Origin of the sequence: Shimia fortis (genome assembly GCF_040225985.1) — a bacterium.
GTDB lineage: Bacteria > Pseudomonadota > Alphaproteobacteria > Rhodobacterales > Rhodobacteraceae > Shimia.
Window position 1 is genome coordinate 315,943 of sequence record NZ_JBBPEU010000001.1, and the last position, 26,235, is coordinate 342,177.

Consider the following 26,235-nt stretch of genomic DNA (forward strand, 5'->3'; position numbering starts at 1 on the left):
TGCACATGGGACGTGGTGGACACTCCAAGGATCGCGCAGACGGTCCCGAGCGCAAATGCATTGCCACGGGTGAGGTGCAGCCGAAATTCGGCCTGATCCGCTTTGTGGTCGGGCCGGATAATCAAATTGTTCCGGATATCCTGGGCAAATTGCCCGGTCGTGGTATCTGGGTTTCAGCAGATCGCAGCGCTTTGGAAACAGCCTGCAAAAAGGGGCTTTTCGCGCGGTCTGCAAAACAACCGGTCAAGGTGCCGGACACTCTGGTCAACGAAGTCGAAAGCCAGATTGCCCGTCGCGTGGTCGACCTAATTAGCCTGGCGCGCAAGTCGGGCGAGGCCGTGGCCGGCTATGAGAAAGTCAAGGACTGGCTCGTCAAAGACTATGCCGAGGTGTTGATTCAGGCATCAGACGGATCGGGACGAGGAAAATCAAAGCTAAGCACGCCATATGGCGGCAGTTACATCGGCTGGTTGACGGCTGATGAATTGGGTTTGGCTTTTGGGAAACAAACTGTGATACATGGTGCGCTTGCGTCTGGCGGACTCACGCATCGTGTAGTAGAGGAAGCCCAAAGGTTAAAAGGCGTACGCGAAATTGGGGCGGCAGGGGCCGTCCAGAAGGGTAAGACAGCTAAATGAGCGATAACGACGGTAAAAAGACTCTGGGCCTGCGTGGATCGGGATCACGCCCTGGCAATGTGAAGCAAAGCTTTAGCCATGGCCGTACCAAGAATGTCGTGGTGGAAACCAAACGCAAGCGCGTAGTGGTACCAAAGCCTGGCGCGTCCAAGCCCGGAACCGCTACGGCGAAAGCGGGGGGTGATCCCTCGCGTCGTCCTGCCGGCATCTCCGACGCGGAAATGGAGCGTCGCCTGAAGGCGTTGCAGGCCGCGAAGGCCCGCGAAGCCGAAGAGGCCGCCAAGCGGGAAGCTGAAGAAAAGGCGCGCGAAGAAGAGCGCGTGCGTCGCCGCGCCGAGGCCGAAGCCAAAGAACGTGAGCAGCGTGAAGCCGAAGAGCGTGCGCGCCAGAAGGCTGAAGAAGAAGAGCGCAAGAAGCGTGAAACCGAAGAGGCCGCCAAGCGCGCCGCTGCAGAAGCGGCGGCGGCAGCAGCGCAGCCGAAGCAAGAGACACCTGCACGGGCTCCGGCCTCGAAGCCGGCACCGGCAGCCACACCTCGCAAACAAGATCGCGAGCGGGACCAGCGACAGAACCGCGGCAAAGGCCGCGACGATGGTCGTCGCTCTGGCAAGCTGACCCTGAGCCAAGCTACCGGTGGTGGTGGTGGCCGTCAAAAATCGCTTGCCGCGATGAAGCGGAAACAAGAACGCGCGCGCCAGAAAGCGATGGGCGGATCGGTTGAACGTGAAAAGGTTATCCGCGAAGTGCAACTTCCAGAAGCGATTGTCGTTTCCGAATTGGCCAACCGTATGGCCGAGCGTGTCGCGGATGTTGTGAAAGAGCTCATGAAAATGGGCATGATGGTCACGCAGAACCAGACAATCGACGCGGATACAGCGGAACTCATCATCGAAGAGTTCGGCCACAAAGTGGTGCGCGTTTCCGATGCAGACGTCGAAGATGTGATTGCAGATGTGGATGACGATGAGGGCGACCTGCAGCCGCGCCCGCCGGTCATCACCATTATGGGTCACGTTGACCACGGCAAAACTTCGCTGCTGGATGCGATCCGGGATGCCAAGGTTGTCGCCGGCGAGGCCGGTGGCATCACCCAGCATATCGGTGCATATCAGGTGACGACCGATGGCGGAACTGTGCTGAGTTTCCTCGACACCCCCGGTCACGCGGCCTTTACATCGATGCGTTCGCGCGGTGCGCAGGTTACGGACATTGTTGTTCTGGTTGTGGCGGCGGATGACTCGGTCATGCCGCAGACCGTCGAGGCGATCAACCACGCCAAAGCGGCCGAAGTGCCGATGATCGTTGCGATCAACAAGATCGATAGACCGGCCGCAGACCCTAACAAGGTGCGCGCTGAGCTACTGCAACACGAAGTGATCGTCGAGGCGATGTCGGGCGATGTGCAGGATGTTGAAGTGTCTGCTCTGACGGGCCAAGGCCTTGACGAGCTTCTGGACGCCATCGCGCTGCAGGCTGAAATTCTTGAATTGAAAGCCAACCCTGATCGTGCCGCACAAGGTGCTGTTATCGAAGCTCAACTCGATGTTGGTCGCGGGCCGGTCGCGACGGTTCTGGTTCAGAAGGGTACGCTCAAGCAGGGTGATATCTTTGTTGTGGGTGAGCAGTACGGTAAAGTCCGCGCCCTCATCAACGACAAGGGCGAACGTGTTACCGAAGCCGGGCCTTCGGTACCGGTTGAGGTCTTGGGCCTGAACGGCACACCAGAAGCAGGTGACGTGCTGAACGTGACTGAAACGGAAGCGCAGGCGCGCGAGATCGCCGAATATCGTGCACAGGCCGCGAAGGACAAGCGCGCCGCTGCAGGTGCTGCGACGACTTTGGAACAGCTGATGCAGAAGGCGAAAGAAGACGAAAACGTCGCCGAACTGCCGATCTTGGTCAAAGCCGACGTGCAGGGTTCTGCCGAAGCAATCGTGCAAGCCATGGAAAAAATCGGCAACGACGAAGTGCGCGTGCGCGTGCTTCACTCGGGTGTTGGTGCAATCACCGAAACCGATGTGGGCCTGGCCGAGGCCAGTGGCGCCCCGATCATGGGCTTTAACGTCCGTGCGAATGCCTCGGCTCGGAACTCGGCCAACCAGAAAGGTGTTGAGATTCGCTATTATTCCGTCATCTACGACTTAGTGGATGATGTGAAATCTGCGGCGTCCGGTTTGCTGAGTGCGGAAATTCGCGAGAACTTCATCGGGTATGCCGAAATCAAGGACGTCTTCAAAGTGTCCAACGTTGGCAAGGTTGCGGGTTGTCTTGTGACCGAAGGTGTTGCGCGCCGCTCTGCGGGTGTGCGCCTGTTGCGTGATAACGTCGTAATCCACGAAGGCACACTCAAGACGCTTAAGCGTTTCAAGGATGAGGTTGCCGAGGTTCAGTCTGGTCAGGAATGCGGTATGGCATTCGAGAACTATGATGATATCCGCCAAGGTGATGTGATCGAGATCTTCGAGCGCGAAGAAATCACGCGTACTCTGGACTGATCCTCAAGACCTATCCTAAAAAGCATCGGGGGACGCATAGCGTCCCCCGTTTTGTTCAGAGCCTTGATCTTTTCCTAAGCGGAGTTGATCGGCGTGCCTGCGTAGATCGTTTTTCCGACTTTGACAGCAATTTTTCCGTTTGGCAGTGAACGGACGAACGTTCCTTGTACAGAAACGCAGCTGCCTACGGTGATCGTCCTAAGCATGTCAAATCTCCCCAGTGATTGACTTGATTGGATCATAACGTAGTTACCAAACCGTAAAGCCCAAAAGGACGTCACAGTTCCTTCACGTTAACTAACATGTGCACGGCTGAGAAGGCTTTTTCATACACTTTTGGCACATTTTTTCGTCAATGTGTCCAAATTAGAAACAAACCCTAGAGCCAATCCCTCAAAATCGGAATGAGAGGAATGTCAGCCGGAGGCATCTCATAATCTCTGAGGTTTTCCGGACGCACCCATTTCAAAACCTGCCCCTCTTGTGAAGTTGGGATGCCCTCCCATTTCCGGCAGGCGAACAAGGGCATCAACAGGTGAAAATCCTCATAGCTGTGCGATGCAAAGGTCAGCGGCGCAAGGCAACTGGCCCATGTATCAATGCCGAGTTCTTCTTGAAGTTCGCGGATCAGGGCCACTTCCGGTGTTTCCCCGGGTTCGACCTTGCCGCCCGGAAACTCCCACATGCCGGCCATGGATTTGCCTTCAGGGCGTTGAGCCAAAAGAACACGCCCGTCGGCGTCGATTAGGGCAACGGCTGAGACCAGAACAGTTTTCATTATGATCGATAATCCGCATTAATAGAGATGTACCCATGTGTCAGATCGCAGGTCCATACGGTCGCTTTGCCGTCACCAAGCCCCAGATCCACAAGGATCTTCAGGTCTTGGTTTTTCATATAGGCGGCTCCGTCTTCTTCCCGATAACCTGACGCGACCCAGCCTTTTTCCGCCACAAGAACATCGCCAAAACGTATCGACAGAAGATCACGGTCCGCAGGGGCGCCGGATTTGCCCACCGCCATAACGACACGCCCCCAGTTCGGGTCTTCCCCCGCGATGGCAGTTTTAACCAAAGGCGAGTTTGCAATTGCGAGGGCGTGGGTGCGGGCAGCGGCATTCGAGGTGGCTCCCGTTACGGCGACCTCAACAAACTTTGTCGCGCCTTCCCCATCCTTGACAACCTGGTGAGCCAAGTCGAGCATGACTGAGTGCAACGCGTCGGTGAAAGGCCCAACGTGTTCGGTGATTTCAACACCGCTAGCCCCGGTTGCACCGAGCAAAAGCGTATCAGATGTCGATGTATCACTATCAACTGTGATGTTGTTGAAGGTCAGGTCGGTCAGACCGGACAGGATGGTTTGCAGCACTGGACGGGCAATTTTTGCGTCGGTGAAGATATAGACTAGCATCGTAGCCATATCCGGAGCGATCATGCCAGATCCTTTGGCAAAACCGGCGATCTTCACGGGCTTGCCGCCGATTTCGACAGTTTGGGTGGCGCCCTTGGGGAAGGTGTCTGTTGTCATGATGGCCTTGGCGGCATCTTCCATCGCGTCTGCACTGAGCGACTTTTTCAGTTCCCCGATTTTCGCAATGATGCGGTCGTGAGGAAGGCGTTCGCCTATCACGCCGGTCGAGCTGGTAAATACCCGTTCTGCCGCAACGCCGGTGATAGCCGAGACAGCACGACAAATGGCATCTACCGATTCTTCTCCGGCACGGCCCGTAAAGGCGTTCGAGTTGCCCGAATTCACAAGAATGGCTGCGCCCTGATCGCTTTCTCCGGAAACCTTAGCCTGACAATCCAGAACATTAGCAGAGCGCGTCGCCGATTTTGTGAATACCCCGGCAATCGTGGATCCAGGGGCCAGAAGAGCAAGCATCACATCCTTGCGGTTCTGGTATTTTACCCCGGCGTCGGTTGCCGCAAACGAGACACCTTCGATCACCGGAAGATCGGGAAAGCTGGCTGGGGCCAAGGGCGAAACATGGGTAATCTTGGCCATAGGGTCAGTCGTCCAACAGGGTTGCGTCTTTGATGACGGCCGGGTCAATGCCCTCGGCGCTCGTGCGGTCAATTTCGGATTTGGCGGTGAGCGAGTCGATAAAGGCATCCAGCTTGGCGCCTTGAATCTCGCCGATCAATTCGCCGCGAATGTCGTCGATCATAGGGACTTCTTGTTTGCGGGTTTCGTTAAGCTTGATCAGATGCCAGCCGAACTGTGTTTGAACGGGTTCTGAGACACCGCCAACTTCCATTTCGAAAACGGCAGTTTCAAATTCCGGCACCATCATTCCAGCGCCGAACCAACCAAGAGCGCCCCCCGACGGGCCCGAGGGTCCGGTGGAGTGTTCCTTTGCCATGTCTGCAAAGTCCGCGCCGTCGACGATTTTCTGTCGTAGATTCACAGCCTCTTCTTCCGAAGCAACGAGGATGTGGGCGGCGTTGTATTCGGTCGGGCCTTCAAAGCCTGAATATTTCGCATCATAGGCCGCTTGCACCTCAGCGTCGGTCGGCATGTTCGACAGGAACTTTTCAACGACCGAGTCCGCCAGGATAAGCCGACGCTCGCTTTGCAATGCTATCTCGAGCCGTTTGGGATCATCCCCTTCATGGGCTTGGGCCAGAACATTCTGTTGAATAATTTGGTCAAGAATTGCCGTGAACAGAACATCGTCCGGCATGGTCAGATATTGCTGTGGCAGTGCAGAACGAACCATGATCATCTGGCCAACGGTCACCGGTGTGCCGTTCACGGTGGCAACCACGGTTTCTGCGTCCACCGCATCCTTCGCGAGGGAGGGGCTGGTAAGTGCCAGCGTAACCGCCGTTGCACAGAGGAATTTGAGGTGTTTCAACATCGTTTTGTCCTTGCAGGGTGCCGCGTGGGTTGGCGGCGTTGACACTATTACTGGCGCCCCTTACATCGCTTTGGAGCGCAGGCAAATTGCCCGTTTCCCCGTTTGTATGAGCAGGGCGCGGTCTGGGCAAGCGGATGCCTCGCACGAATGTGTCAACGAAGGACAAAAACATATGCTGGGTCTCGGAAAACTTGCCACCAAAGTGTTCGGAACGCCGAACGATCGCAAGATAAAGGCAACCCGTCCGATCGTTGAAAAGATCAATGCGCTTGAGCCAGAGTTTCAGAAGCTTTCCGATGACGAGATCAAAGCCAAGACCGTTGAGTTGAGCGAACGCGCCAAAGGCGGTGAGAGCCTTGATGCGCTTTTACCCGAAGCCTTTGCCAACTGTCGCGAAGCGGCTGTGCGTTCTCTTGGACTTCGGGCGTTCGATACCCAGTTGATGGGCGGCATTTTCCTCCATCAGGGAAATATCTCGGAGATGAAAACAGGCGAGGGTAAAACCCTGGTCGCAACCTTCCCGGCCTATTTGAATGCCCTTACCGGCAAAGGTGTGCATATCGTCACTGTGAACGACTATCTCGCCAAACGTGACGCAGAATGGATGAGTCAGGTCTATGGCGCGCTGGGGATGACAACGGGCTGTGTCTACCCGCAGCAGCCTGATGAAGAAAAGCGCGCGGCGTACGCATCTGACATCACCTATTCGACCAACAACGAACTTGGGTTCGACTATTTGCGCGACAACATGAAAGGCGACCTTCGTGAGATGTATCAGCGCGATCATCACTTCGCCATCGTGGACGAGGTCGACTCGATCCTGATCGATGAAGCGCGGACTCCCCTGATTATCTCGGGTCCGGCGCAAGACCGCAGCGATCTATACGTCGCCATTGATGCGCTGATTCCCGAACTTCAGGAGGGTCACTACACGATCGAGGAAAAGTCGCGTCAGGTGACCTTTACTGATGAAGGTAACGACTTCCTCGAGGAAAACCTGCTAGCGCGTGGAATCTTGCCCGAAGGTCAGTCGCTCTATGATCCTGAGAGCACCACGATTGTGCACCACGTGAACCAAGGTTTGCGCGCGCACAAATTGTTCACCAAGGATAAAGACTATATCGTCCGTGATGGTAGCGTTGTGCTGATCGACGAATTCACGGGCCGGATGATGCCAGGGCGCCGTTTGTCCGAAGGTTTGCATCAGGCGATTGAAGCCAAAGAAGGGTGCAGCATCCAGCCCGAGAACGTGACGCTCGCGCAGGTCACCTTCCAGAACTACTTCCGTCTTTATGACAAACTGGCGGGCATGACCGGCACCGCGGCCACCGAAGCCGAGGAATTTCAGGAAATCTATGGTCTGGGTGTGGTTGAGGTGCCAACCAACAGACCGGTCGCCCGCCTCGACGAAGATGATGCCGTTTATCGGACCGCACGAGAAAAATACGAGGCGATTGTCGAAGAGATCAAGAAAGCCCACGAAAAGGGCCAGCCGATCCTCGTAGGTACCACGTCGATCGAAAAGTCCGAGTTGTTGAGCAACATGCTCCAACAAGCTGGCGTAAAGCACAACGTCCTGAACGCGCGCCAGCACGAGCAGGAAGCCCAGATCGTGGCGGATGCTGGTAAGCTCGGCGCCGTCACGATTGCAACAAACATGGCGGGCCGCGGCACCGACATCAAGCTGGGTGGGAACGTAGAATTCAAGATCATGGAAGCGATTGCCGCCGATCCCGACGGTGATCATGCCGCAATCCGCACCCGTATTGAAGAAGAGCACAAGGGCGACGAGCAGGCCGTGAAGGATGCTGGTGGTCTTTTTGTACTGGCCACGGAACGCCATGAAAGCCGTCGCATCGACAACCAGCTGCGTGGCCGCTCGGGCCGTCAGGGTGACCCGGGTCGGTCTTCGTTCTTCTTGTCCCTTGAAGATGACCTGATGCGCATCTTTGGGTCAGAGCGCCTCGATAAGGTGTTGTCGACACTAGGTATGAAAGAAGGCGAAGCCATCGTGCACCCTTGGGTCAACAAATCGCTTGAGCGGGCCCAGGCCAAGGTCGAAGGACGCAACTTTGACATCCGCAAACAGCTGCTGAAGTTCGACGATGTGATGAACGAGCAGCGCAAGGTGATCTTCAACCAGCGGCGCGATATCATGAAAGCCGAAGACCTTTCGGAGATCGCGCAGGACATGCGCCAAGAGGTGATCGCGGACCTTGTTGAACAGTACATGCCGCCCAAGACCTATGCAGACCAATGGGATACCGAGGGTCTTTATGCGGCTTGTATCGAGCGCCTGAATATTGATGTGCCGGTGATCGAATGGGCGCAGGAGGAAGGCGTCGATGACGACGTGATCGAGGAACGCCTTGAAGAAGCCACCGACAAGATGATGGCCGAAAAGGCCGAGGCGTTTGGCGCCGAATCCATGCGCATGATCGAAAAGCAGGTTCTTCTTCAAACGATCGATAGCAAGTGGCGTGAACACCTTCTGCGTCTCGAACACCTGCGCTCGGTCGTGAGTTTCCGTGGCTATGCGCAACGCGACCCGCTGAACGAATACAAGAACGAGTCCTTCCAGCTTTTTGAAAGCATGCTGGACAGCCTTCGTGAAGACGTCACCAAAACCTTGTGCTCGATCAAGCCCATGACCGAGGAAGAACAACAGCAGCTTGCCATGGAAATGCAGATGCGACAGGCCGAGCTTGAAAGGGCTGCTGCCGTACCCGCGCCAGAAGATCGGGCGGGACCTGCCATAGAGGGTTTTGTCGAAGATGATCCGTCAACTTGGGGCAATCCGGGCCGGAACGAGCCTTGCCCATGCGGGTCGGGCAAGAAATTCAAGCACTGCCATGGCCGACTGGTCTGACAGGTTCTGAACAGACAATCTCCAAAAGGGCGCCACAGCGGCGCCCTTTTTTCGTGTCAGACATAGTGCGGGGCAGTTCGAGTTTTGGAGTCTGGTATGTCTGAGAAGAAAAACATTTACAGAAGATACGCACTTGCCCTGGCAACGTTTTCCATCGCCATTTCGATTGGCTTCCTGATGCAAACGAAGGAGGCAAATTCTGCTGCGCGCGCAGGGACGGAACCTTCCCGAAAACTTTCTACGACAAACGCACCGAACGCCCTTACTGCGGCGCCTAGCACCACCAAGCCAGGTGCGCTGCCTAGTGTTCCCGAGGATTTCGCACATGAGGCCGAGTTGCTGCAAGAACCTGTGATTCTTCTGGTGTCACGTGATTTGCCTGTCGGCATGTTGCCTGCCGAAGAAGCGACGCCGCAATTGGGGTGTGATGCCGAACTCACTGCCGAAGCCGGTGCAGGCGCCATGGTTCTTCTGTCATTGTCTGCCCCGTGCCTGACTGGTGAAAAGGTGACTATACATCACGAGGCGTTGCGCTTTAGCGATGTTGTTAGCGCTGATGGGACTTTGCAGGTCAATATTCCCGCATTGTCCGAACACGCCGTGTTCGCCGTAGTTTTTGCCAATGGTGACGGTGAAACCGCTCAGGTATCGGTAAGCTCGGTGCCGTTTTATGATCGCGCAGCGGTCGTTTGGCGCGGGGAAAGCGGTCTGCAACTTCATGCCCGCGAATTTGGGGCGCCCTATGGCGGGGAAGGGCATGTTTGGGGCGGTGCGGCGCGCGATGTTGCCGCGGTGGCCGGAGGCGCGGGCGGGTTTTTGACGCGTCTTGGAAATGACCAGATCGCAGAGGGCTGGAATGCCGAGGTCTATACCTTCCCGACATTGACGACGAAACGCTATGGCGATGTTGCCTTGAGCATCGAAGCGGAAGTCAGCGCAACCAATTGCAATCGCGATATCTCGGCCACAACGATGCAGATTAGGGAAGGCGGGCGGTTGATGACGCAAGAAATCAATCTGTCCATTCCCGAATGCGATGCAAAAGGTGAATTTCTGGTGTTGAAAAACTTGTTGGAAGACCTGAAAATCGCACAGATACAATGACGGTGGCAAAGGCGATTTCATGACTCACCTGCGTGCGGCGGTTTTCGCCGCACTTTCCTTTTTCATAGGGGCTTTGCCCGGCCTTGCGCAGGATGTCACGCTGAGATCGCAGGACGGCAAAGTCGAAATTACAGGAACACTTCTTGGGTTCGACGGCGAGTTCTATCGCGTCGATACGATTTATGGCGAACTGACGGTGGATGGGTCGGGCGTGCAGTGTGACGGGCCGGGATGCCCAAGCCTGACGAATTATGTTGCTGATATCTCGATTTCTGGTGCTGCGAGAATGGGTGAAGTCCTCATGCCCGCCCTGATCGAAGCCTTCGCCTTGCGGAACAATTACATTGTCGAGCGGCACGCGACCGACCTGCAGCGTTTTGAATACCACCTCAGCGATGCAGAGGGCACCAAACTCGCACGTTTCTTTTTTCATGCCAGCAACTCGGACGAAGGGTTTGCCGATCTACTGGCTAACGAAGCCGATATTTCGATGTCCCTTCGAGAGATCCGCCCCGAGGAGGCCCGATTGGGTTACGAGGCCGGATTGGGCGACATGCGCGCCGCCAACCGCAGCCGCGTTCTTGCGCTGGACGGTATGGTGCCGGTCGTCGCGCCGGGAAATCCGGTCCGAGAGATCTCTCCTTCTGATCTGGCGCGCGTTTTTTCTGGTGACATCGACAACTGGCAAAGCCTTGGTGGACCTGATGCCAGCATTTCGCTGCACCTTTTTGAAATGCGCTCTGGTCTCGCGCAGGCTGTTGAAGACCAGCTCATGAAACCGGCCAAACTCAAGTTTGCTGAGGGTGTTCAGACATACGCCAACGCATTAGCTCTAACATCTGCCGTATCGCGCGACCCCTTCGGGATCGGAATCGCCAGCTATGCCGAGCTTGGAAATACGGTTCCCCTCACATTCACTGGTCCCTGTGGATTTTCCTTGTCGGTGTCCCGGCGCAATATCAAAACCGAGGATTATCCGCTAACGGCTCCGATGTTCCTTTATTTTCCGGCCCGCCGCTTGCCAAAAGTGGCAAGGGCCTTTCTTGCCTATACAAGAACGCCATCTGCCCAGATCGTCATTAGACGCGCTGGATTTGTTGATCAGGCACCGGAGGAGGTTCCGGTGAACTTGCAAGGGGATCGGTTTGTAAACGCGATCTCAGTGGCGGGCGCCGATGTCGAACTCGCCGAACTTCAACGTATGACGGAACGCCTGAACCCTTTGAAACGCTTGACAACGTCTTTCCGGTTTGAGGCCGGCAGGACCCAGCTTGATGCCCAGTCACGCTCAAACGTACAACAGTTTGCACGCGCATTGGAGGCGGGCGTTTATGACGGTCGGCAAGTCTTGTTTGTCGGCTTCAGCGATGGAAACGGCCCCGCACTTGGCAATAGAGAGATCGCACTCAAGCGTGCTGAGTCTGTGCGTCGGGCGGTTCTGGAGGCTGCTGAAACTATCAACCCGGATTTGCTATCCTTGGAAGTCGACGCGTTTGGTGAAGCTATGCCCATGGCGTGCGACGACAGCGCCTGGGGCCGCCAGGTGAACCGACGCGTGGAAATATGGGTGCGCTAAATGAAACCTTCGGCGCGCAAGCTGAGCTCTTGTGATTTGCCAATGATGAGATGGTCATGAAGCGTTATGCCCAGCGACCGCGCAGCAGTTTCTATCTGGTGAGTCATGTCGATATCGGATTTCGAGGGCGTCGGATCGCCCGATGGGTGGTTGTGAACAAGGATCAGGGCACTGGCGTTGAGTTCAAGGGCGCGCTTCAGCACCTCGCGCGGGTACACCGGCACGTGGTTCACCGTGCCTTGGGCTTGTTCTTCGTCGGCAATCAGAGTGTTCTTCGTATCGAGAAACAAAACGCGAAACTGCTCGGTATCGCGATGGGCCATTGTGGTGTGGCAATAGTCCAGCAAGGCATCCCAGCTTGAGAGAATACGCCGCTGCATAACGCGCGATTTTGCAAGACGGTGCGCGGCGGCCTCGACTATCTTGATTTCCATCACGACTGCATCGCCCGCCCCCTTAACCTCTTTCAGGCGTTGAGAGGAGGCCGACATCACGTCGTTGAAACTGCCAAATTTGTGGAGCAAGGCGTGCGCCAACGGTTTCATATCCTGTCGCGGGTGCGCGCGAAACAGGATCAATTCTAGCAACTCGTAATCGGGTATGGCTTTGGGCCCGCCATCAAGGAAACGCTGACGCAGCCGCTTTCGGTGATCTTTGATATAGGACGGTATCTTTCCGACCGGAAGAGGCGTCTCTTTCGCCTCTTCAGTGGCAAACAGCGGAAGTGGTAATTCCTGAAATGCGCTCCGGTCCTTCATACTCTAGATGTGACTCAACTCGGTAAAGCAATCGTTAACCGCAACCCGTCTCAAAGAACTCTGAACAGCGTAGCAGAACGGGCTGCTTTCAAATATTTCTTGTTGGTTTCGGCTATTGGTGTGAGGGTTAAGGTACCTATTAGTTTCATCAGGATGCAGCATGCGAAACCTTTTCCTTTTTAGCTTTGCGATTGCTCTGGCCGCGTTTCCCGCCACTGCCCAGACTCTCGACCGGATCAAGGCGACCAACCAGCTTAATATCGGCTATCGTATGGATGCGGCCCCCTTGTCGTATGAAATGGATGATGGCGAACCTGCCGGCTACGCGCCGCTTGTATGTGTGCAGGTGGCCCAGACCATGATCAACGAACTCAAAATGGGCAATTTGAGCGTGACCTTTTTGCCCGTAGATGCGGCGAACCGGTTTGACATGGTGTCGAACGGCAAAGTTGACCTTCTTTGTGGAGCCGCGACAATTACCCTATCCCGTCGTGAACAGGTGGATTTCTCGATCCCCATATTTGTCGACGGCACATCTCTGGTCCTGCAAAAGGACGAACCACAGAATCTGGCGGCACTTTCTGGCCGCAAATTGGGTGTCCGAGGTAGTACAACAACCGAAGAAGCGCTTCGAAATTCGCTCTCGCAATTGGGCGTTGAGGCCGAAATCATTACGTTCAACTCTCATGACGCCGGTATGGCCGCCATGGAGTCTCAAGAAATTGACGGTTATTTCGCGGATCAGTCGATACTGGCCGAGTTGTTCTTCACAAGTACCGCGCGTGAAAACATGAAAATGTCGAACGAGATTCTGACCATCGAGAAACAGGGCTTGGCATTGGCGCGCGGGGATACGGAATTTAGGTTGGTCGTGGATCGCGCGCTGTCGCAGTTGTACGCAAATGGTGAAATGCAGCGGATCTTCCAGAAGGCGTTTCCCAACGTGAACCCGGGTATTGCGATGGAAGCGATGTACCTTATCGCACCCACTGTCGAGTAATCAGAAATAAAAAATGGCGCGCCGAGTTTTGGCGCGCCATTTTTATATCTCCGCAGGGGTTCAACCCTTCATGCTATCCCAGAACGTCTTCACCGACTTGAAGAAGCTTTTGCTTTCGGGATGGTTGTCCTCGGATAGCTCCTCAAACTCCCTCAACAGCTCTTTTTGACGACTGGTCAGGTTCACGGGTGTTTCCACTGCCAGTTCAATGAACATATCCCCGGTGCCGCTGCCGCGCAGGGCCGGCATGCCTTTGCCACGCAGGCGCATCTGGCGGCCGGACTGGCTGCCTGACGGGATTTTCACACGGCTGCGTCCACCGTCGATCGTTGGCACCTCGATGTCACCACCCAGAGAGGCCGAGACCATCGAGACAGGTACCCGGCAGAACAAGTTGGGTCCGTCACGCTCGAACAGGTCATGCTGTGCCACATCAATAAAGATGTAGAGATCCCCGGTCGGGCCACCTCGCATACCCGCCTCGCCTTCGCCAGCAAGTCGAATGCGTGTGCCGGTTTCGACACCTGCCGGGATGTTGACCGAGAGTGCACGATCTTTCTCGACACGACCTTGACCTGAACAGGTTTTGCAGGGGTTCTTGATGATCTGGCCCATGCCGGAACAGGTGGGGCAGGTGCGCTCAACAGTGAAAAAGCCTTGTTGCGCGCGCACCTTTCCCATGCCGGAACAGGTGGGACAGGTGACGGGTTCGGCACCGCCTTCGGCTCCGGTGCCGTCGCAAGCGTCACATTGGACCGATGTCGGCACATTGATGGTCTTCTGGATCCCTGAGAAGGCTTCTTCAAGAGTCACGCGCAGGTTATAGCGCAGGTCTGCTCCGCGGGCTGCCCGTTGCCGACCACCGCCGCGCCCGCCCATGAAATCGCCGAATAGGTCGTCGAACACATCCGAAAATGCGCTGGAAAAATCACCCTGCCCGGGGTGTCCGCCACGTGGCCCACCGCCCATGCCACCTTCAAAGGCCTGATGGCCAAAGCGGTCATAAGCAGCTTTCTTTTCCGCGTCTTTCAGGATTTCGTAGGCTTCATTGGCTTCTTTGAACTGAGCCTCTGCCTCGGGATTATCCGCGTTGCGATCGGGATGGAGTTCCTTGGCCTTCTTGCGGTAGGCTTTTTTGATTTCGTCCGCGGAAGCCCCTTTGCTGACGCCAAGCACCTCGTAAAAGTCACGTTTTGCCATGGGTTACTCCTTTGGCCGGAAAGAAATCGGGCCGATCCGGCAACCGGACCGGCCCTTTCGTCGTTTCCGATAACGCGCGATTAGCGCTTGTCGTTGTCCAGATCTTCGAAGTCGGCGTCGACGATGTCGTCATCGCCTCCGTCCATGTCAGCCGCCGCAGGTTCGTCGGCGCCTTCTTCCTGGCTTGCCTTGTAGATGGCTTCACCAAGTTTCATAGCCGCTTCGGTCACGTTCTGGATGCCGCTTTTAATCTTGTCGGCCGTTGCGTCGTCTTTCTCAAGGTCGTCCTTGAGTGCCGCAATGGCCAGCTCAATCGCTTCGATCGTGGTCGGGTCAACCTTGTCCGAATGCTCTTCCATCGACTTTTCGGTCGAGTGGATCAGGCTTTCGGCCTGGTTTTTGGCTTCGATCAGTTCGCGACGTTCCTTGTCTGCCTCGGCGTTTTCCTCGGCGTCCTTGACCATCTTTTCGATGTCCTCATCCGAGAGACCGCCCGATGCCTGGATCGTGATCTTCTGTTCTTTGCCGGTGCCTTTGTCCATGGCGCCGACCGACACGATGCCGTTGGCGTCGATGTCGAAGGTCACTTCGATCTGGGGCATGCCGCGGGGTGCGGGAGGAATGTTCTCGAGGTTGAACTGGCCCAGCATCTTGTTGTCGGCTGCCATCTCGCGCTCACCCTGGAACACGCGGATGGTTACGGCGTTCTGGTTGTCTTCTGCAGTCGAAAAAATCTGCGACTTCTTGGTCGGGATCGTCGTGTTGCGGTCGATCAGGCGTGTGAACACACCACCCAGCGTTTCGATGCCAAGCGACAGCGGGGTTACGTCAAGCAGAACAACGTCTTTCACGTCGCCTTGCAGAACACCGGCCTGAATAGCAGCGCCCATGGCAACCACTTCATCCGGGTTCACGCCTTTGTGGGGCTCTTTGCCGAAGAACTTGGTCACTTCTTCGATCACCTTGGGCATGCGGGTCATACCACCGACAAGAACAACCTCGTCGATCTCATTCGCGGACATACCAGCGTCTTTCAGAGCAGCCTGACAGGGTTTCAGCGATGCCTTGATCAGGTCACCCACAAGCGATTCCAGCTTGGCACGGGTCAGCTTGATCACCATGTGCAGAGGGGTGCCCGAGGAGGGATCCATCGAGATGAACGGCTGGTTGATCTCGGTCTGCGACGACGAGGACAGTTCGATCTTGGCTTTCTCAGCAGCTTCTTTCAGACGCTGCAGGGCCATCTTGTCCTTGGTCAGGTCGACATTGTGCTCTTTCTGGAATTCGCCCGCCAAATAGTTGACGATGCGCATGTCAAAGTCTTCACCACCCAAGAAGGTGTCGCCGTTGGTCGATTTCACTTCGAACAGACCGTCGTCGATTTCAAGGATGGTCACGTCAAATGTACCGCCACCAAGGTCATAAACCGCGATGGTGTGGGTGTCTTCCTTGTCGAGACCATAGGCCAGTGCTGCGGCAGTCGGCTCGTTGATGATGCGCAGCACTTCCAGACCGGCGATCTTGCCCGCGTCTTTGGTGGCTTGACGCTGGGCGTCGTTGAAGTAGGCCGGCACGGTGATAACCGCTTGGGTCACTTCTTCGCCAAGATAGCTCTCGGCGGTTTCTTTCATTTTGCCGAGGATGAAGGCCGAGATTTGCGAGGGGCTGTATTTCTCGCCCTTGGCTTCGACCCATGCATCGCCGTTGCCGCCATTGATGACGTTGAACGGCATGTTCTTTTTGTCCTTGGCCAGATCCGCGTCGTCGAACCGGCGACCAATCAGGCGCTTGACGCCAAAGACAGTGTTTTCGGGGTTGGTGACGGCCTGGCGTTTTGCCGGCTGGCCTACAAGGCGCTCGTCATCGGTGAATGCGACGATCGAAGGGGTGGTGCGCGCACCTTCCGCGTTTTCGATCACTTTTGGCTGCGAGCCGTCCATAAGGGCGACACAGGAGTTCGTTGTACCGAGGTCGATACCGATCACTTTGCTCATTTTTGATCCCTTCTACATTAAGGCGATTTTCCGAGACCTGAACCCGTTATGGCATCCAAGCCCCGATCTCATTTGAAGCGGACATTTGCCCGCCACGCTTCGCAGCGTATATAGGGAGCAGGAAAACAGCCTGCAAGCATCAGATACTCGTGAAATGAGAAGAATCTGATGAATCTGACAGGCAACAAGCCGTGGTGCCCGTAACCAATGCCAGACTCGCTCAAAATCAAGGGATTTGAGGTATACCAAGGGTTTCTGAGCCCGGAAGAGCAAGAGTTGTTGGTGCAGGAAATTCGCGAGGTGGCTCGAAAGGCGCCCTTTTTTTCGCCCGTTACGCCATCGGGCAAACCCATGTCTGTCAGGATGACATCTGCCGGACGGTTGGGATGGGTCACAGACCGGCGCGGATACAGATATGAGGACCGCCATCCCGACGGCATGCCTTGGCCGTCGATACCCGCATCCGTCCTGAAAATCTGGAATGCGGTCGCCGCGTCCGAGCGCGCGCCTGATTGCTGTCTGGTGAATTTCTATGGCGAGACTGCCAAGATGGGGATGCATCAGGACAAGGATGAAATCCGGTTCGAGTGGCCGGTGGTGTCCATATCTCTTGGGGATGAAGCGTTGTTTCGCATGGGCAATCCCGAGCGCGGCGGCAAGACCGAGTCCATCTGGCTAAAGTCTGGCGATGTCGTGGTGATGGGCGGCGATGCGCGGTTGGCCCATCATGGGGTTGACCGTATCAGGTTCGGATCCTCCCGGTTGTTGACCCATGGAGGGCGGATCAATCTTACCTTGCGGGTAGTAGGATAAGGTCTGTCACCTCGCGACAAGCGCGCAACACCCCTTGTACCCGACCGTCTGCTCATTCGTCATGATATAGAGCGCGATGGACAACCCGAAGGTCCGGTCGCTCATGCCGTCGCTACACTGGGCGCTGCTGATGTTTGTAAAAACATCGCTTCCATATCCCGTGGCATAAAGACCCATGGTCCCGCTCATGCCTGCGTCTGGAGCTGCGACCCAAGTGATGTCGAATGCTTCTTCCTCGGCATCGAAGTGGCGGTGGGTCAAAACTTGTCTGTCGCCGTCGACGCCTACTGACCAAAACGGTTCGGTTCCGAAGCAGGCAAGAGGGATTTCGTCTTGAATCCAGTTGGTTTCTGATACGCGTTCTAGAAAGCGCAGCGAGACCCATCCGGTGGCCTCGGGCAGACCGATCATGGCCCATTTTCCGTTCGGACCCAGACCGACGACTTCGACGTTTTTGGCATCGGGGCCGAGTTCTCCGATCCTTTGAGCGTTGGCGTCCGGCGCGCTGCGAATATTCAGTGTATCATTTGCCGCAACGCCGGTGACGTCAAATAATGCTGGCAGCATGTCGGCCTTTGCCAGCGCGGGCAGGCACATGAAGACCAAGACCAATAGTCGTTTCATCGGCGTGCTCCCCAGCTGATCGAGGCCTGACGGCGGGTGTAGAATTCACCCATGAGGCCGATCATGACCAGAGCGAGCCCCACATAGAATGGATAATCGATACTGCTGTTGCGGGGGAAATAATTGATGAAAATGAAGCCGCGCGCCTGATCGATGCAATGAAATAATGGGTTCCAGTCAAACATGGCAAGCATGAAACCCGGCATCGAGTTGGCGACGAACATCTTGCCGGAGGCGATCATGTTGGCCCTTTGGTAAATCGTGCTCGCGATGCCCGAGAATGTCGGGAACCAGGGGCGCAGCGCGAGAAACACCAGCCCGACACCAGCACCTGTAAACCACGCAAGAAGAAGCATGGCGAAGGCCCCGATTGGATCATAAATCTCGATCGGCGTGATTGCGGCATGGTAGATAAACAGGATGGTGAAAAGAGAGATCACCTGAATGTAAAGGGTGCTGAGCGCGGCCGAGGCAATAGAAATGGCCGTGTTCATCGGTGCGTGTTTCATCATCGGGGATGAAAACCCTTCGGCGCCAGATACCGAGGCAACCGTTTTGGTGTGGGTAATGAACAGGAAGATGCCCGACATCACGTAGAGCAGAAAATCGCCGCGTAGTGCAGACCCGCGTAAACCAAGCACCGAGAACATCACATAGAACACCATGGTGAACATGAAGACCTGCAACATGTTCAAAAGTAGCGAAATCACGGCGTTGCCATGCGCCTTGCGAACACTGCGAACGATCGAATGATAGATCAGCTCCGCAATATTAAAGGCGCCTGTCAGCGAATTTTTTGGCACTGCGCGTTGAAACATGACCCTGCACCCAAGAATTGTTCCCTTATCGCAGGGAAATCTTGCTGTTTAGTTATGCACGCAGCATAAGGGGCGCGAGCCATCATTACAACAAATGCTCTCACCAGGAGAAATAAATTGAACTACGAAATCCTAGTCCCGGTTATGCGTCGCCTCGCCATCGAAGCCGGAGAAAAGATTATGCAAATCTACAACTCGGACGACTTTGATGTGAAAGTCAAATCCGACGATAGCCCGGTGACGGAAGCTGACGAAGCCGCAGACGCCATTATTGCGGCGGGCCTGACCAAGGAGTTCCCCGACGTGATGCTGGTAACCGAAGAGCAGGCCGACAGCCACGCCGCAAAAGGCGACACGTTCCTGATCGTGGACCCGCTGGATGGAACCAAGGAATTCATCCACCGTCGTGGTGATTTCACGGTGAATATTGCCTATGTGGAAAACGGTGTGCCCCAGCGCGGAGTGGTTTATGCGCCTGCCAAAAACCGGATGTTCTTCACCCAAGCAGATGGTCAGTCGGTCGAAGAAACCGGAGATTTTGCGCTGGATGTGACCGGCGACGTGACCCCGATCAACGTTGCCGACAGCGACAATGAAGCACTTTTGGTGGTGGCGTCGAAATCGCATCGTGACCAGGCCACGGACGACTACATAAACAAATACAACGTGAAAGACTCCAAAAGTGCAGGCTCGTCATTGAAGTTTTGCCTTGTCGCAACAGGAGAGGCTGATCTCTACCCCCGCGTTGGGCGCACCATGGAATGGGATACCGCCGCCGGTCACGCGGTCTTGCTGGGGGCTGGTGGCAATGTCGTCCGTTTCGATGACCACACCCCGCTGACCTATGGCAAGGAAGATTTCGCCAACCCGTTCTTCATTGCTTACGCCCCCAAGGTCGAGCTGAAAGAAGCCTGATGTCTGTTCTGATCGCCATTCCGGCGCGGTATGCGTCAACACGTTATCCGGGCAAGCCGCTCGCAACGCTGAAAGGTGCGACTGGCGAGGTTAAAAGCCTGATCCAGCGTTCCTATGAGGCCGCTTGTAAGGTGCAAGGTGTAGACCGTGTCGTTGTGGCGACAGATGATGAACGGATACGCGAGGCCTCCGAAGCTTTTGGGGCCGAGGTCGTCATGACATCCGAGAACTGCGCCAACGGCACAGAGAGATGTGCCGAGGCGTTCGACAATCTGGGCGGCGGATATGATATTGTCGTGAATCTTCAGGGGGATGCACCGCTGACGCCCGCCTGGTTTGTCGAGGATTTAATCGCAGGTCTGCGCGGTGATCCTATGGCCGAAGTGGCAACGCCGGTACTGCGTTGCGATGGCCGGGCATTGAACGGTTTTCTAGACGACCGCAAGGCAGGGCGCGTGGGCGGAACGACCGCAGTGTTCACCAAGGATCGACATGCGCTCTATTTCTCGAAAGAGGTTATTCCCTTCACCTCCGAAACATACGCGGGTGACGCCGAGACGCCCGTTTTTCATCATGTTGGAGTCTATGCTTATCGACCCTCTGCGCTGGGTGCCTACCCACGCTGGCAGGCTGGGCCGCTTGAATCCCTCGAAGGGTTGGAGCAGTTACGCTTCATGGAACATGGGCACAAGGTATTGTGCGTCGAGGTTGAAGCGAGGGGCCGACATTTCTGGGAACTGAACAATCCAGAAGATGTACCGCGGATCGAGGCCATGATGGCCGAGATGGGAACGCCATGACTCAACTGCCCGTCAGCGTGGTCATTGTCAGCCGGGGCCGCCCCGATGCATTGACCCGCTGTCTGACGGGCGTTTCGCAATTGTTCTACGACACTTTCGAGATCGTCGTGGTCGCGGATCAGGCCGGGTGTTTTACCGTACGCGCCCACGAAATCGGTGACCGTGTCAAACTGGTCGAATTTGACGAAGCGAACATATCGGCGGCCCGCAATCTTGGCATCGCCGAAGCTGCAGGGGATATTGTCGCCTTTCTGGATGATGATGCCGTACCCGAACCTACCTGGTTGGATCACCTTGTCGCCCCGTTCGCGCAGGAACCCGAACTGGTAGCGACAACCGGTTTTGTGCGCGGACGCAATGGTATTTCGTATCAATGGCGCGCGCGGTGTGTCGATCAGACAGGCAAAGCGACCGACCTCATGATAACGGGAAAAGAACCGGTCGTGCTGCGTCCGCAACTTGGCCGCACGCTCAAGACCGAAGGCACCAACATGGCGTTTCGTCGTACAGTGCTTGCCGAGATTGGCGGCTTTGATCCGGCTTTCAGATATTACCTTGATGAAACCGATGTTGATCTGCGGCTTGCCCGCCTGAACCATCCAGTGGCGGTGGTGCCTTTGGCTGAAGTGCATCACGGTTTCTATGCAAACGGGGTTCGACGATCAAACCGCGCGCCCAAGGATCTATTTGAGATTGGCGCGAGCATGGCTGTCTTTCTTCGTAAACACTGCCCCGAACAAGAGCATTCGCATATCTGGCAACACGAACAGGCTTCCCAGAAAAAGCGCTTGGTTGGGTTCATGGTATCGGGTCAGCTCGAACCGGGTGAAGTGGTCAGCTTGATGAAACGGTTGCGCCAAGGATATGCCGAAGGGCTGGATCGTATGATTGATGTCTTGCCTCCGATCCCGCGTGCCACAACCGGGATGCGTACATTCGAAAGACACGAAAATGCCGAGCCTGTCGTGCTGGCGGGCCGTATTTGGCAGCGAAAAAAGTTACGACAGAAGGCTGCGGACCTTTCCGCAAAAGGCCATAGGGTCAGCCTGTTTGTGTTTTCCCCGACGGCGTATTTCCACAGAGTCAGCTTTGAAAAGGCGGGGTTTTGGGAACAATCCGGTGGCCTGTTCGGCAAGTCAGAGCGTACCCAGCCCTGGTTTCGTCTGACCGCGTTTCGTCACCGGGTCAGAGAAGAAAAACAGCGGGTTGCGGTGCAGCGCGGACTGAATCATGAATGACAAAAAGAAAAACCGGAGCAGCCCAATGACAACCAGACGCACCGCACTTGTGACGGGGTCCGCAGGATTCATCGGATATCACATTTCAAAACTATTGCTGGAGCAAGGGTGGCAAGTGGTCGGTCTCGATGCTCTGAGCGATTATTACGACGTGACGCTGAAAGAGCGCCGTCATGCCATGCTGGAGCCTTACGAAGATTTCACGCCGGTCATCGGAAAGATCGAGACGCAGGGCTTGCTGATGGATATGTTCGAAAAGCATCGGTTTGATGCTGTCATTCATTTGGCTGCTCAGGCAGGTGTGCGTTACTCGATCGAGGCGCCACGCTCATATGTGGATGCGAACCTGATCGGGGTTTACGAGCTGCTCGAAGCAGCGCGGGCCCATCCCCCTGCGCACATGTTGATGGCGTCCACATCCTCTGTCTACGGAGCCAATACCGAGATGCCCTATGCGGAAACGCACAAGACGGACATGCAGATGTCGTTCTACGCAGCCACCAAAAAAGCCAATGAGGCGATGGCGCATTCCTATGCGCATCTTTACGATATTCCGATCACAATGTTCCGGTTTTTCACAGTCTATGGCCCTTGGGGGCGTCCGGATATGGCGCTGTTCAAGTTCACCAAGGCTATTCTGAATGGTGACCCTATCGACATTTACAACAACGGTAACATGCGTCGTGATTTCACTTATATTGACGATCTTGTAGCCGGAATTGCAAAGCTGGTTGATGTTGCGCCGCCATTGATGGCTGCGCGTTCAGGCACCGCCTCAGAGGTTGATTCGTTAAGTGCAGTGGCGCCGTGGCGTGTAGTGAATATCGGCAACGGCGCACCCGTCCCCCTGATGGATTTTGTTGCGGCAATCGAGAACGCAATAGGTATCGAGGCGAAAAAGAACTTCTTACCCATGCAGCCAGGAGATGTGCCCGCGACATGGGCTGAGGCACGGCTATTGCAGACTCTGACAGGGTCCAGACCGCAAACGTCGGTTCAAGATGGGGTTGAGAAGTTTGTTCAGTGGTATCGTGAGTACTATGGAGCTTAGAGCCCAGTCAGGAGACTTCGGCCTTTTCAATCGGGACACTATTGCTGCCGACAGACTCGACCCACCTTTGCAAGATATTGGTCGCCAAATCCGAGTCACGATCATCAATGGCACGCCGCAGATCCTGAAGCGCATTTGCCATTTCAAGTTCAGACAGGTGTTTCTCCTGTGCCCGCAGAATCTTGGGATGCGGCGTGGTCAGCATGTCACTGCCAATAAGCAACTCTTCATGCATTTTTTCACCATCGCGCAGACCTGTGAATTGAATCTCGATATCACCATCTGGGTTTTGCGGATTCTTCACGGTCAGGCCGGCATTCTCAATCATCTTGCGAGCCACCTCCGCGATCCGGACAGGTTTACCCATATCGAGCACAAAGACATCTCCACCGCGAGAGAATGTCCCGGCGAGCAAGACAAGTCGCACTGCTTCCGAAGTGGTCATGAAGAACCGCGTGACATCCTTGTGAGTCACGGTCACCGGCCCGCCCTGCCTGATCTGTTCATCAAAAAGTGGAATGACCGAGCCGGACGATCCCAGCACATTTCCAAAGCGGACCATTGAGTATCGTGTTGTCGTGCTGCGCGTCGCGAGATCCTGAACAACAAGTTCGGCCAACCTTTTGGATGATCCCATTATACTTGTCGGACGCACTGCTTTATCCGTCGAAACCAGAATGAACCGCTCTACGTCAGCCTTGCGAGCCGCATCAGCAACGACCCGTGTACCCAGAACATTGTTGCGAAGTCCTTCAAGCGAGTTGTCTTCCACCATGGGAAGGTGTTTGTAAGCCGCGGCATGGAAAATCACGTCAATGTTGTGTTTGCCGATAATCTCTTCGACAAATTCTTCATGCACGATTGAACCCAGCGACAAGACAATTTCAATGTCTCCACAAAGCTCGGAAATTTCGCGACCGACAGAGTATAGACCGAGTTCACTGTGGTCCAGCATCACCAGTTTCTTTGGCTGCAGTGTCAGAATTTGCCTGCAAAGCTCAGAGCCGATTGATCCACCGGCACCTGTCACCAAGATGCTTTTTCCACGGTATGGCTCGGCTGAGGCAGGAATTTCCGCTTCAAGTGCGGTGCGGCCCAACAACTCGGGAAGGCGCACGGGTGCAGCCTTGTGTGCCCCTTCCGCACGAACGACCATTTCTGCGAATGAAGGCAGGCCAAGCACTTCGCAGCCCACGCCACTAAGCTCTTTGGCGATACGGACCCGGGTCGCCTGACTGGCCGAAGGCATCGCCAGAATAATCCGGTCAATATCGTATTTTTCAACGATTTCGTAAATTTCACGGGGCGAATAGACACGCAAACCGCGGATAGAGAGTTTCTGCAGGGCGGGTTCGTCATCAACAAAACATTGAGCTTCAAACTCGTCATCGGTCATCAGCGCAGCGGCCAATTGTTGTCCGGTTTGTCCGGCACCATAAATCAGAACGCGTTTACGGCTTTGGTTGCGTCGGAACAGTGCAAACACGAGATTGAGAAGCAACATCCTTCCGGATACGGAAAGAACGATAAAGAACATCGAAAACGCGGCAAAGCTTCCGCCACTCGCGGTCTGTAGTCCGAGACCGAGGAAGCTTGCGACATAGCTGGCCGCGTATCCGGTTGCTCCGACAATGACTGCTAACGCGCCCGTATTCACCATGTCGTTCATGCCGTAGGCATTCAGCTTGATGCGGTGAAGCCCAACAGCATGGATCACAAAGGCGCCAACGGGCAAAAGGAGCACCAGGTACCAGAGGGTTTGCCAAGCCGCGCCAAGGTTTTCCGGGAAAGGCGCCATCAGAAGTTGCGAGAAAGAAAACGCAACTGCGATCCAAAACAGATCAAGCGCCAACAAAATCGCGCTTTTCTGAGCCCTGCTCAGCGAGATCATGAACTTGTAGAGCAAGTGTGACACCCCAAGAAATGCGTCGCCCAAAAATGTATTCGCCTGAAAATACTGCCCAAATCCGAGAATGTCTTTCTCTTGATGATACGATACCACTGTGGATAGGTGATAAGAAGGCGAAATTCGTAAAATTTGTAGAATGGCGACAATTCGCTCAACGTGAGCAACTTGCCGAACCGCTACAGAGCAAAGCCGTTTCAAATTTGCGCATAGAACGCAATGAAAACACAGGCTGCGACTTTTTTCCGAGCGAATCAAAAAAACATTGTTGCTTGCGAAGTGCAGTGGTTAAAAGAAGCCAACGAAAAGGTGGCGAGCAGTCTGTCATGACGTCTGGATTCAAATTGGTTGCAGTTTTGTGTGCTGTTGGGCTTCTTGCTGCATGTTCCTTGCCGCGTGGCGCACCGACAACACAGGAAGTGATCGGTTCGAATGAAGAAGATTTCGCTGAACGTGATATCAGCGTCGTTGAGGTCAGTCGCGGCAACGTCAATCAGATTGCATCGTGGCCAAGGAACGGCTGGCACGGGCACTATCACTGGTTGGCTGCCGAGCGTGGCCCCCGTTCGAATGTCATTCGACCGGGCGACAATCTGAGCCTGCTGATCTGGGACAACTCGGACAACTCCTTGTTGACCGGCATAGAGCAGCGCAATGTCGAAATGCCACTTATCGAGGTGTCCGCTTCGGGAACTATTTTTGTGCCGTATGTGGAAGAGGTGCAGGTCGCTGGGTTGACCGCAAACGAAGCGCGCAAGCTTTTGCAGGAGAGGCTCGCTAATATTGCGCCTTCCATTCAGGTTCAGGTCGCCATGGAAGAAGGTGTTTCGAACTCGGTCGACGCTGTGTCCGGATTTGCCAATCCGGGAACTTACACGCTTCCAAACAGGAACTACTCAATCCGCAGCCTGATCGCAAAGGCAGGCGGGATTGACCCGAGCCTTGTGAACCCAATCGTGCGTCTGAGCCGAGGAGGGTCCACTTATGAAATTCCGGCCAAAGAGCTTTTCCGCAGTCCGTCAAAAAACGCGATCCTGCGAGGCGGTGATCAGGTTTTTGCCGAAGAAGACCAGCGCTATTTTACCGTGATGGGCGCCGCCCAACGGGAAAGCATCGTTTATTTCCCTAAAGAGACAGTTAACGGCGTCGAGGCTGTCACGATCGCGGGGGGTATCCTTGACACGCGGGCCAACGCACAGGGGTTGCTGGTGCTGAGAGAATATCCAGATTCTGCAGTGCGCATGGACGCAAGCGGACCTTCGAACAAATACGTGGTATTTGTGATGAACCTGACGACAGCAGATGGTTTGTTTGGTGCCAGAAACTTCGAAATCCAGCCTGAAGACACAGTGATTGCGACAGAGTCGGTATTGAATTCCGCACAGGCCGTTATCGCCTTTGTCGGTACAGCCTTTGCAATCGCAAATGTGTTTAACTGATTTTTTCGGTTGGATTTATGAAAAATAAGAAGCACTGACGACATCCACTGGATGACAAACAGTGCAGACGAGGTGGAGATTGAAATGCCGATCTCCAAAAGCTACGCTCGAAGATGATCTGAGTTCATTTCATC

21 protein-coding genes are annotated in these 26,235 nt (G+C 55.3%); 12 read left to right on the forward strand and 9 right to left on the reverse strand.

Annotated features, from left to right (window positions below; genetic code table 11):
- Positions 1 to 5 precede the first annotated feature (5 nt).
- Positions 6 to 638 (forward strand): RNA-binding protein, encoded by a 633-nt coding sequence (locus WNE31_RS01435; RefSeq protein WP_463407408.1) that lies wholly within the window; start codon positions 6 to 8, stop codon positions 636 to 638.
- Entirely contained in the window at positions 635 to 3,133 is a 2,499-nt protein-coding gene (gene infB / locus WNE31_RS01440) for a translation initiation factor IF-2 (protein ID WP_349977803.1), read from the forward strand. Before WNE31_RS01435 ends, infB begins: the two co-directional genes overlap by 4 nt.
- A gap of 379 nt (positions 3,134 to 3,512) precedes the next feature.
- Here the strand turns inward: infB and mutT are convergent, their stop codons facing one another.
- Genes mutT through WNE31_RS01455 form a run of 3 tightly spaced genes read right to left on the reverse strand, consistent with a single transcriptional unit; the run spans position 3,513 to position 5,996 of the window.
- Positions 3,513 to 3,911: an 8-oxo-dGTP diphosphatase MutT gene (mutT, locus tag WNE31_RS01445; RefSeq protein WP_349977804.1), complete on the reverse strand. Its 399-nt coding sequence runs from the start codon at positions 3,909 to 3,911 to the stop codon at positions 3,513 to 3,515.
- On the reverse strand, positions 3,911 to 5,140 hold the full coding sequence (argJ, locus tag WNE31_RS01450) for a bifunctional glutamate N-acetyltransferase/amino-acid acetyltransferase ArgJ (protein WP_349977805.1): 1,230 nt from the start codon (positions 5,138 to 5,140) through the stop codon (positions 3,911 to 3,913). Before argJ ends, mutT begins: the two co-directional genes overlap by 1 nt.
- A 4-nt stretch (positions 5,141 to 5,144) precedes the next feature.
- Positions 5,145 to 5,996: a peptidylprolyl isomerase gene (locus tag WNE31_RS01455; protein WP_349977806.1), complete on the reverse strand. Its 852-nt coding sequence runs from the start codon at positions 5,994 to 5,996 to the stop codon at positions 5,145 to 5,147.
- A 172-nt stretch (positions 5,997 to 6,168) separates the two neighbouring features.
- On the opposite strand from WNE31_RS01455, the gene secA reads away from it, so the two are divergent.
- From secA to WNE31_RS01470, 3 genes are all read left to right on the forward strand, one after another.
- Positions 6,169 to 8,865 carry a preprotein translocase subunit SecA gene (secA, locus tag WNE31_RS01460; protein WP_349977807.1) on the forward strand — a complete coding sequence of 899 codons (2,697 nt, stop codon included), beginning with the start codon at positions 6,169 to 6,171 and terminating at the stop codon, positions 8,863 to 8,865.
- A 96-nt stretch (positions 8,866 to 8,961) separates the two neighbouring features.
- Positions 8,962 to 9,969 carry a translocase gene (locus tag WNE31_RS01465; RefSeq protein WP_349977808.1) on the forward strand — a complete coding sequence of 336 codons (1,008 nt, stop codon included), beginning with the start codon at positions 8,962 to 8,964 and terminating at the stop codon, positions 9,967 to 9,969.
- Between the two features lie 19 nt (positions 9,970 to 9,988).
- Complete coding sequence (locus WNE31_RS01470; protein WP_349977809.1) at positions 9,989 to 11,545, forward strand: phosphate ABC transporter substrate-binding/OmpA family protein; 1,557 nt, start codon at positions 9,989 to 9,991, stop codon at positions 11,543 to 11,545.
- Here WNE31_RS01470 and radC read toward each other — a convergent pair.
- Positions 11,542 to 12,303, reverse strand: a complete 762-nt coding sequence (radC, locus tag WNE31_RS01475) for a RadC family protein (RefSeq protein WP_349977810.1) — start codon at positions 12,301 to 12,303, stop codon at positions 11,542 to 11,544. The genes WNE31_RS01470 and radC overlap by 4 nt on opposite strands.
- Before the next feature lie 160 nt (positions 12,304 to 12,463).
- Here radC and WNE31_RS01480 point away from each other — a divergent pair, with 160 nt between their 5' ends.
- Positions 12,464 to 13,303: an amino acid ABC transporter substrate-binding protein gene (locus WNE31_RS01480; RefSeq protein ID WP_349977811.1), complete on the forward strand. Its 840-nt coding sequence runs from the start codon at positions 12,464 to 12,466 to the stop codon at positions 13,301 to 13,303.
- Positions 13,304 to 13,363: 60 nt separating this feature from the next.
- On the opposite strand, the gene dnaJ is transcribed toward WNE31_RS01480, so the two are convergent.
- The gene (dnaJ, locus tag WNE31_RS01485; RefSeq protein WP_349977812.1) at positions 13,364 to 14,503 is read right to left on the reverse strand and encodes a molecular chaperone DnaJ; all 1,140 of its coding nucleotides are present in this window, start codon (positions 14,501 to 14,503) and stop codon (positions 13,364 to 13,366) included.
- Positions 14,504 to 14,583: 80 nt separating this feature from the next.
- The gene (dnaK, locus tag WNE31_RS01490; RefSeq protein ID WP_349977813.1) at positions 14,584 to 16,497 is read right to left on the reverse strand and encodes a molecular chaperone DnaK; all 1,914 of its coding nucleotides are present in this window, start codon (positions 16,495 to 16,497) and stop codon (positions 14,584 to 14,586) included.
- A 207-nt stretch (positions 16,498 to 16,704) separates the two neighbouring features.
- On the opposite strand from dnaK, the gene WNE31_RS01495 reads away from it, so the two are divergent.
- Entirely contained in the window at positions 16,705 to 17,310 is a 606-nt protein-coding gene (locus WNE31_RS01495) for an alpha-ketoglutarate-dependent dioxygenase AlkB family protein (RefSeq protein WP_349977814.1), read from the forward strand.
- Positions 17,311 to 17,316: 6 nt separating this feature from the next.
- On the opposite strand, the gene WNE31_RS01500 is transcribed toward WNE31_RS01495, so the two are convergent.
- Together WNE31_RS01500 and WNE31_RS01505 are read right to left on the reverse strand one after the other, a co-directional pair.
- The gene (locus WNE31_RS01500) at positions 17,317 to 17,934 is read right to left on the reverse strand and encodes a hypothetical protein (RefSeq protein WP_349977815.1); all 618 of its coding nucleotides are present in this window, start codon (positions 17,932 to 17,934) and stop codon (positions 17,317 to 17,319) included.
- Positions 17,931 to 18,752, reverse strand: coding sequence for an ABC transporter permease (locus WNE31_RS01505; RefSeq protein ID WP_349977816.1), 822 nt, complete (start codon positions 18,750 to 18,752; stop codon positions 17,931 to 17,933). The genes WNE31_RS01500 and WNE31_RS01505 overlap by 4 nt, the downstream gene beginning before the upstream one ends.
- A 117-nt stretch (positions 18,753 to 18,869) precedes the next feature.
- Between WNE31_RS01505 and cysQ the strand changes: the two genes are divergently transcribed.
- The 4 genes from cysQ to WNE31_RS01525 are packed head-to-tail and all read left to right on the forward strand — an operon-like array spanning position 18,870 to position 22,756.
- Complete coding sequence (gene cysQ, locus WNE31_RS01510; RefSeq protein ID WP_349977817.1) at positions 18,870 to 19,667, forward strand: 3'(2'),5'-bisphosphate nucleotidase CysQ; 798 nt, start codon at positions 18,870 to 18,872, stop codon at positions 19,665 to 19,667.
- Positions 19,667 to 20,467: a 3-deoxy-manno-octulosonate cytidylyltransferase gene (locus tag WNE31_RS01515; RefSeq protein WP_349977818.1), complete on the forward strand. Its 801-nt coding sequence runs from the start codon at positions 19,667 to 19,669 to the stop codon at positions 20,465 to 20,467. Before cysQ ends, WNE31_RS01515 begins: the two co-directional genes overlap by 1 nt.
- Positions 20,464 to 21,705, forward strand: coding sequence for a glycosyltransferase family 2 protein (locus WNE31_RS01520; RefSeq protein WP_349977819.1), 1,242 nt, complete (start codon positions 20,464 to 20,466; stop codon positions 21,703 to 21,705). The genes WNE31_RS01515 and WNE31_RS01520 overlap by 4 nt, the downstream gene beginning before the upstream one ends.
- Positions 21,698 to 22,756 (forward strand): NAD-dependent epimerase/dehydratase family protein, encoded by a 1,059-nt coding sequence (locus tag WNE31_RS01525; RefSeq protein WP_349977820.1) that lies wholly within the window; start codon positions 21,698 to 21,700, stop codon positions 22,754 to 22,756. The genes WNE31_RS01520 and WNE31_RS01525 overlap by 8 nt, the downstream gene beginning before the upstream one ends.
- 7 nt (positions 22,757 to 22,763) lie before the next feature.
- Here WNE31_RS01525 and WNE31_RS01530 read toward each other — a convergent pair whose 3' ends face one another.
- Positions 22,764 to 24,671 (reverse strand): polysaccharide biosynthesis protein, encoded by a 1,908-nt coding sequence (locus WNE31_RS01530; protein ID WP_349978243.1) that lies wholly within the window; start codon positions 24,669 to 24,671, stop codon positions 22,764 to 22,766.
- Here WNE31_RS01530 and WNE31_RS01535 point away from each other — a divergent pair.
- Positions 24,665 to 26,101, forward strand: coding sequence for a polysaccharide biosynthesis/export family protein (locus WNE31_RS01535; protein WP_349977821.1), 1,437 nt, complete (start codon positions 24,665 to 24,667; stop codon positions 26,099 to 26,101). The two genes, WNE31_RS01530 and WNE31_RS01535, sit on opposite strands and share 7 nt — an antisense overlap.
- Positions 26,102 to 26,235: the final 134 nt, after the last annotated feature.

What these genes read in the sequence shown, in the direction of transcription:
- WNE31_RS01435 (WP_463407408.1), top strand. Translation starts at nt 6, where the DNA reads ATGGGACGTGGTGGACACTCCAAGGATCGCGCAGACGGTCCCGAGCGC.
- infB (WP_349977803.1), top strand. Translation starts at nt 635, where the DNA reads ATGAGCGATAACGACGGTAAAAAGACTCTGGGCCTGCGTGGATCGGGA.
- mutT (WP_349977804.1), bottom strand. Translation starts at nt 3,911, where the DNA reads ATGAAAACTGTTCTGGTCTCAGCCGTTGCCCTAATCGACGCCGACGGG.
- argJ (WP_349977805.1), bottom strand. Translation starts at nt 5,140, where the DNA reads ATGGCCAAGATTACCCATGTTTCGCCCTTGGCCCCAGCCAGCTTTCCC.
- WNE31_RS01455 (WP_349977806.1), bottom strand. Translation starts at nt 5,996, where the DNA reads ATGTTGAAACACCTCAAATTCCTCTGTGCAACGGCGGTTACGCTGGCA.
- secA (WP_349977807.1), top strand. Translation starts at nt 6,169, where the DNA reads ATGCTGGGTCTCGGAAAACTTGCCACCAAAGTGTTCGGAACGCCGAAC.
- WNE31_RS01465 (WP_349977808.1), top strand. Translation starts at nt 8,962, where the DNA reads ATGTCTGAGAAGAAAAACATTTACAGAAGATACGCACTTGCCCTGGCA.
- WNE31_RS01470 (WP_349977809.1), top strand. Translation starts at nt 9,989, where the DNA reads ATGACTCACCTGCGTGCGGCGGTTTTCGCCGCACTTTCCTTTTTCATA.
- radC (WP_349977810.1), bottom strand. Translation starts at nt 12,303, where the DNA reads ATGAAGGACCGGAGCGCATTTCAGGAATTACCACTTCCGCTGTTTGCC.
- WNE31_RS01480 (WP_349977811.1), top strand. Translation starts at nt 12,464, where the DNA reads ATGCGAAACCTTTTCCTTTTTAGCTTTGCGATTGCTCTGGCCGCGTTT.
- dnaJ (WP_349977812.1), bottom strand. Translation starts at nt 14,503, where the DNA reads ATGGCAAAACGTGACTTTTACGAGGTGCTTGGCGTCAGCAAAGGGGCT.
- dnaK (WP_349977813.1), bottom strand. Translation starts at nt 16,497, where the DNA reads ATGAGCAAAGTGATCGGTATCGACCTCGGTACAACGAACTCCTGTGTC.
- WNE31_RS01495 (WP_349977814.1), top strand. Translation starts at nt 16,705, where the DNA reads ATGCCAGACTCGCTCAAAATCAAGGGATTTGAGGTATACCAAGGGTTT.
- WNE31_RS01500 (WP_349977815.1), bottom strand. Translation starts at nt 17,934, where the DNA reads ATGAAACGACTATTGGTCTTGGTCTTCATGTGCCTGCCCGCGCTGGCA.
- WNE31_RS01505 (WP_349977816.1), bottom strand. Translation starts at nt 18,752, where the DNA reads ATGTTTCAACGCGCAGTGCCAAAAAATTCGCTGACAGGCGCCTTTAAT.
- WNE31_RS01515 (WP_349977818.1), top strand. Translation starts at nt 19,667, where the DNA reads ATGTCTGTTCTGATCGCCATTCCGGCGCGGTATGCGTCAACACGTTAT.
- WNE31_RS01520 (WP_349977819.1), top strand. Translation starts at nt 20,464, where the DNA reads ATGACTCAACTGCCCGTCAGCGTGGTCATTGTCAGCCGGGGCCGCCCC.
- WNE31_RS01525 (WP_349977820.1), top strand. Translation starts at nt 21,698, where the DNA reads ATGAATGACAAAAAGAAAAACCGGAGCAGCCCAATGACAACCAGACGC.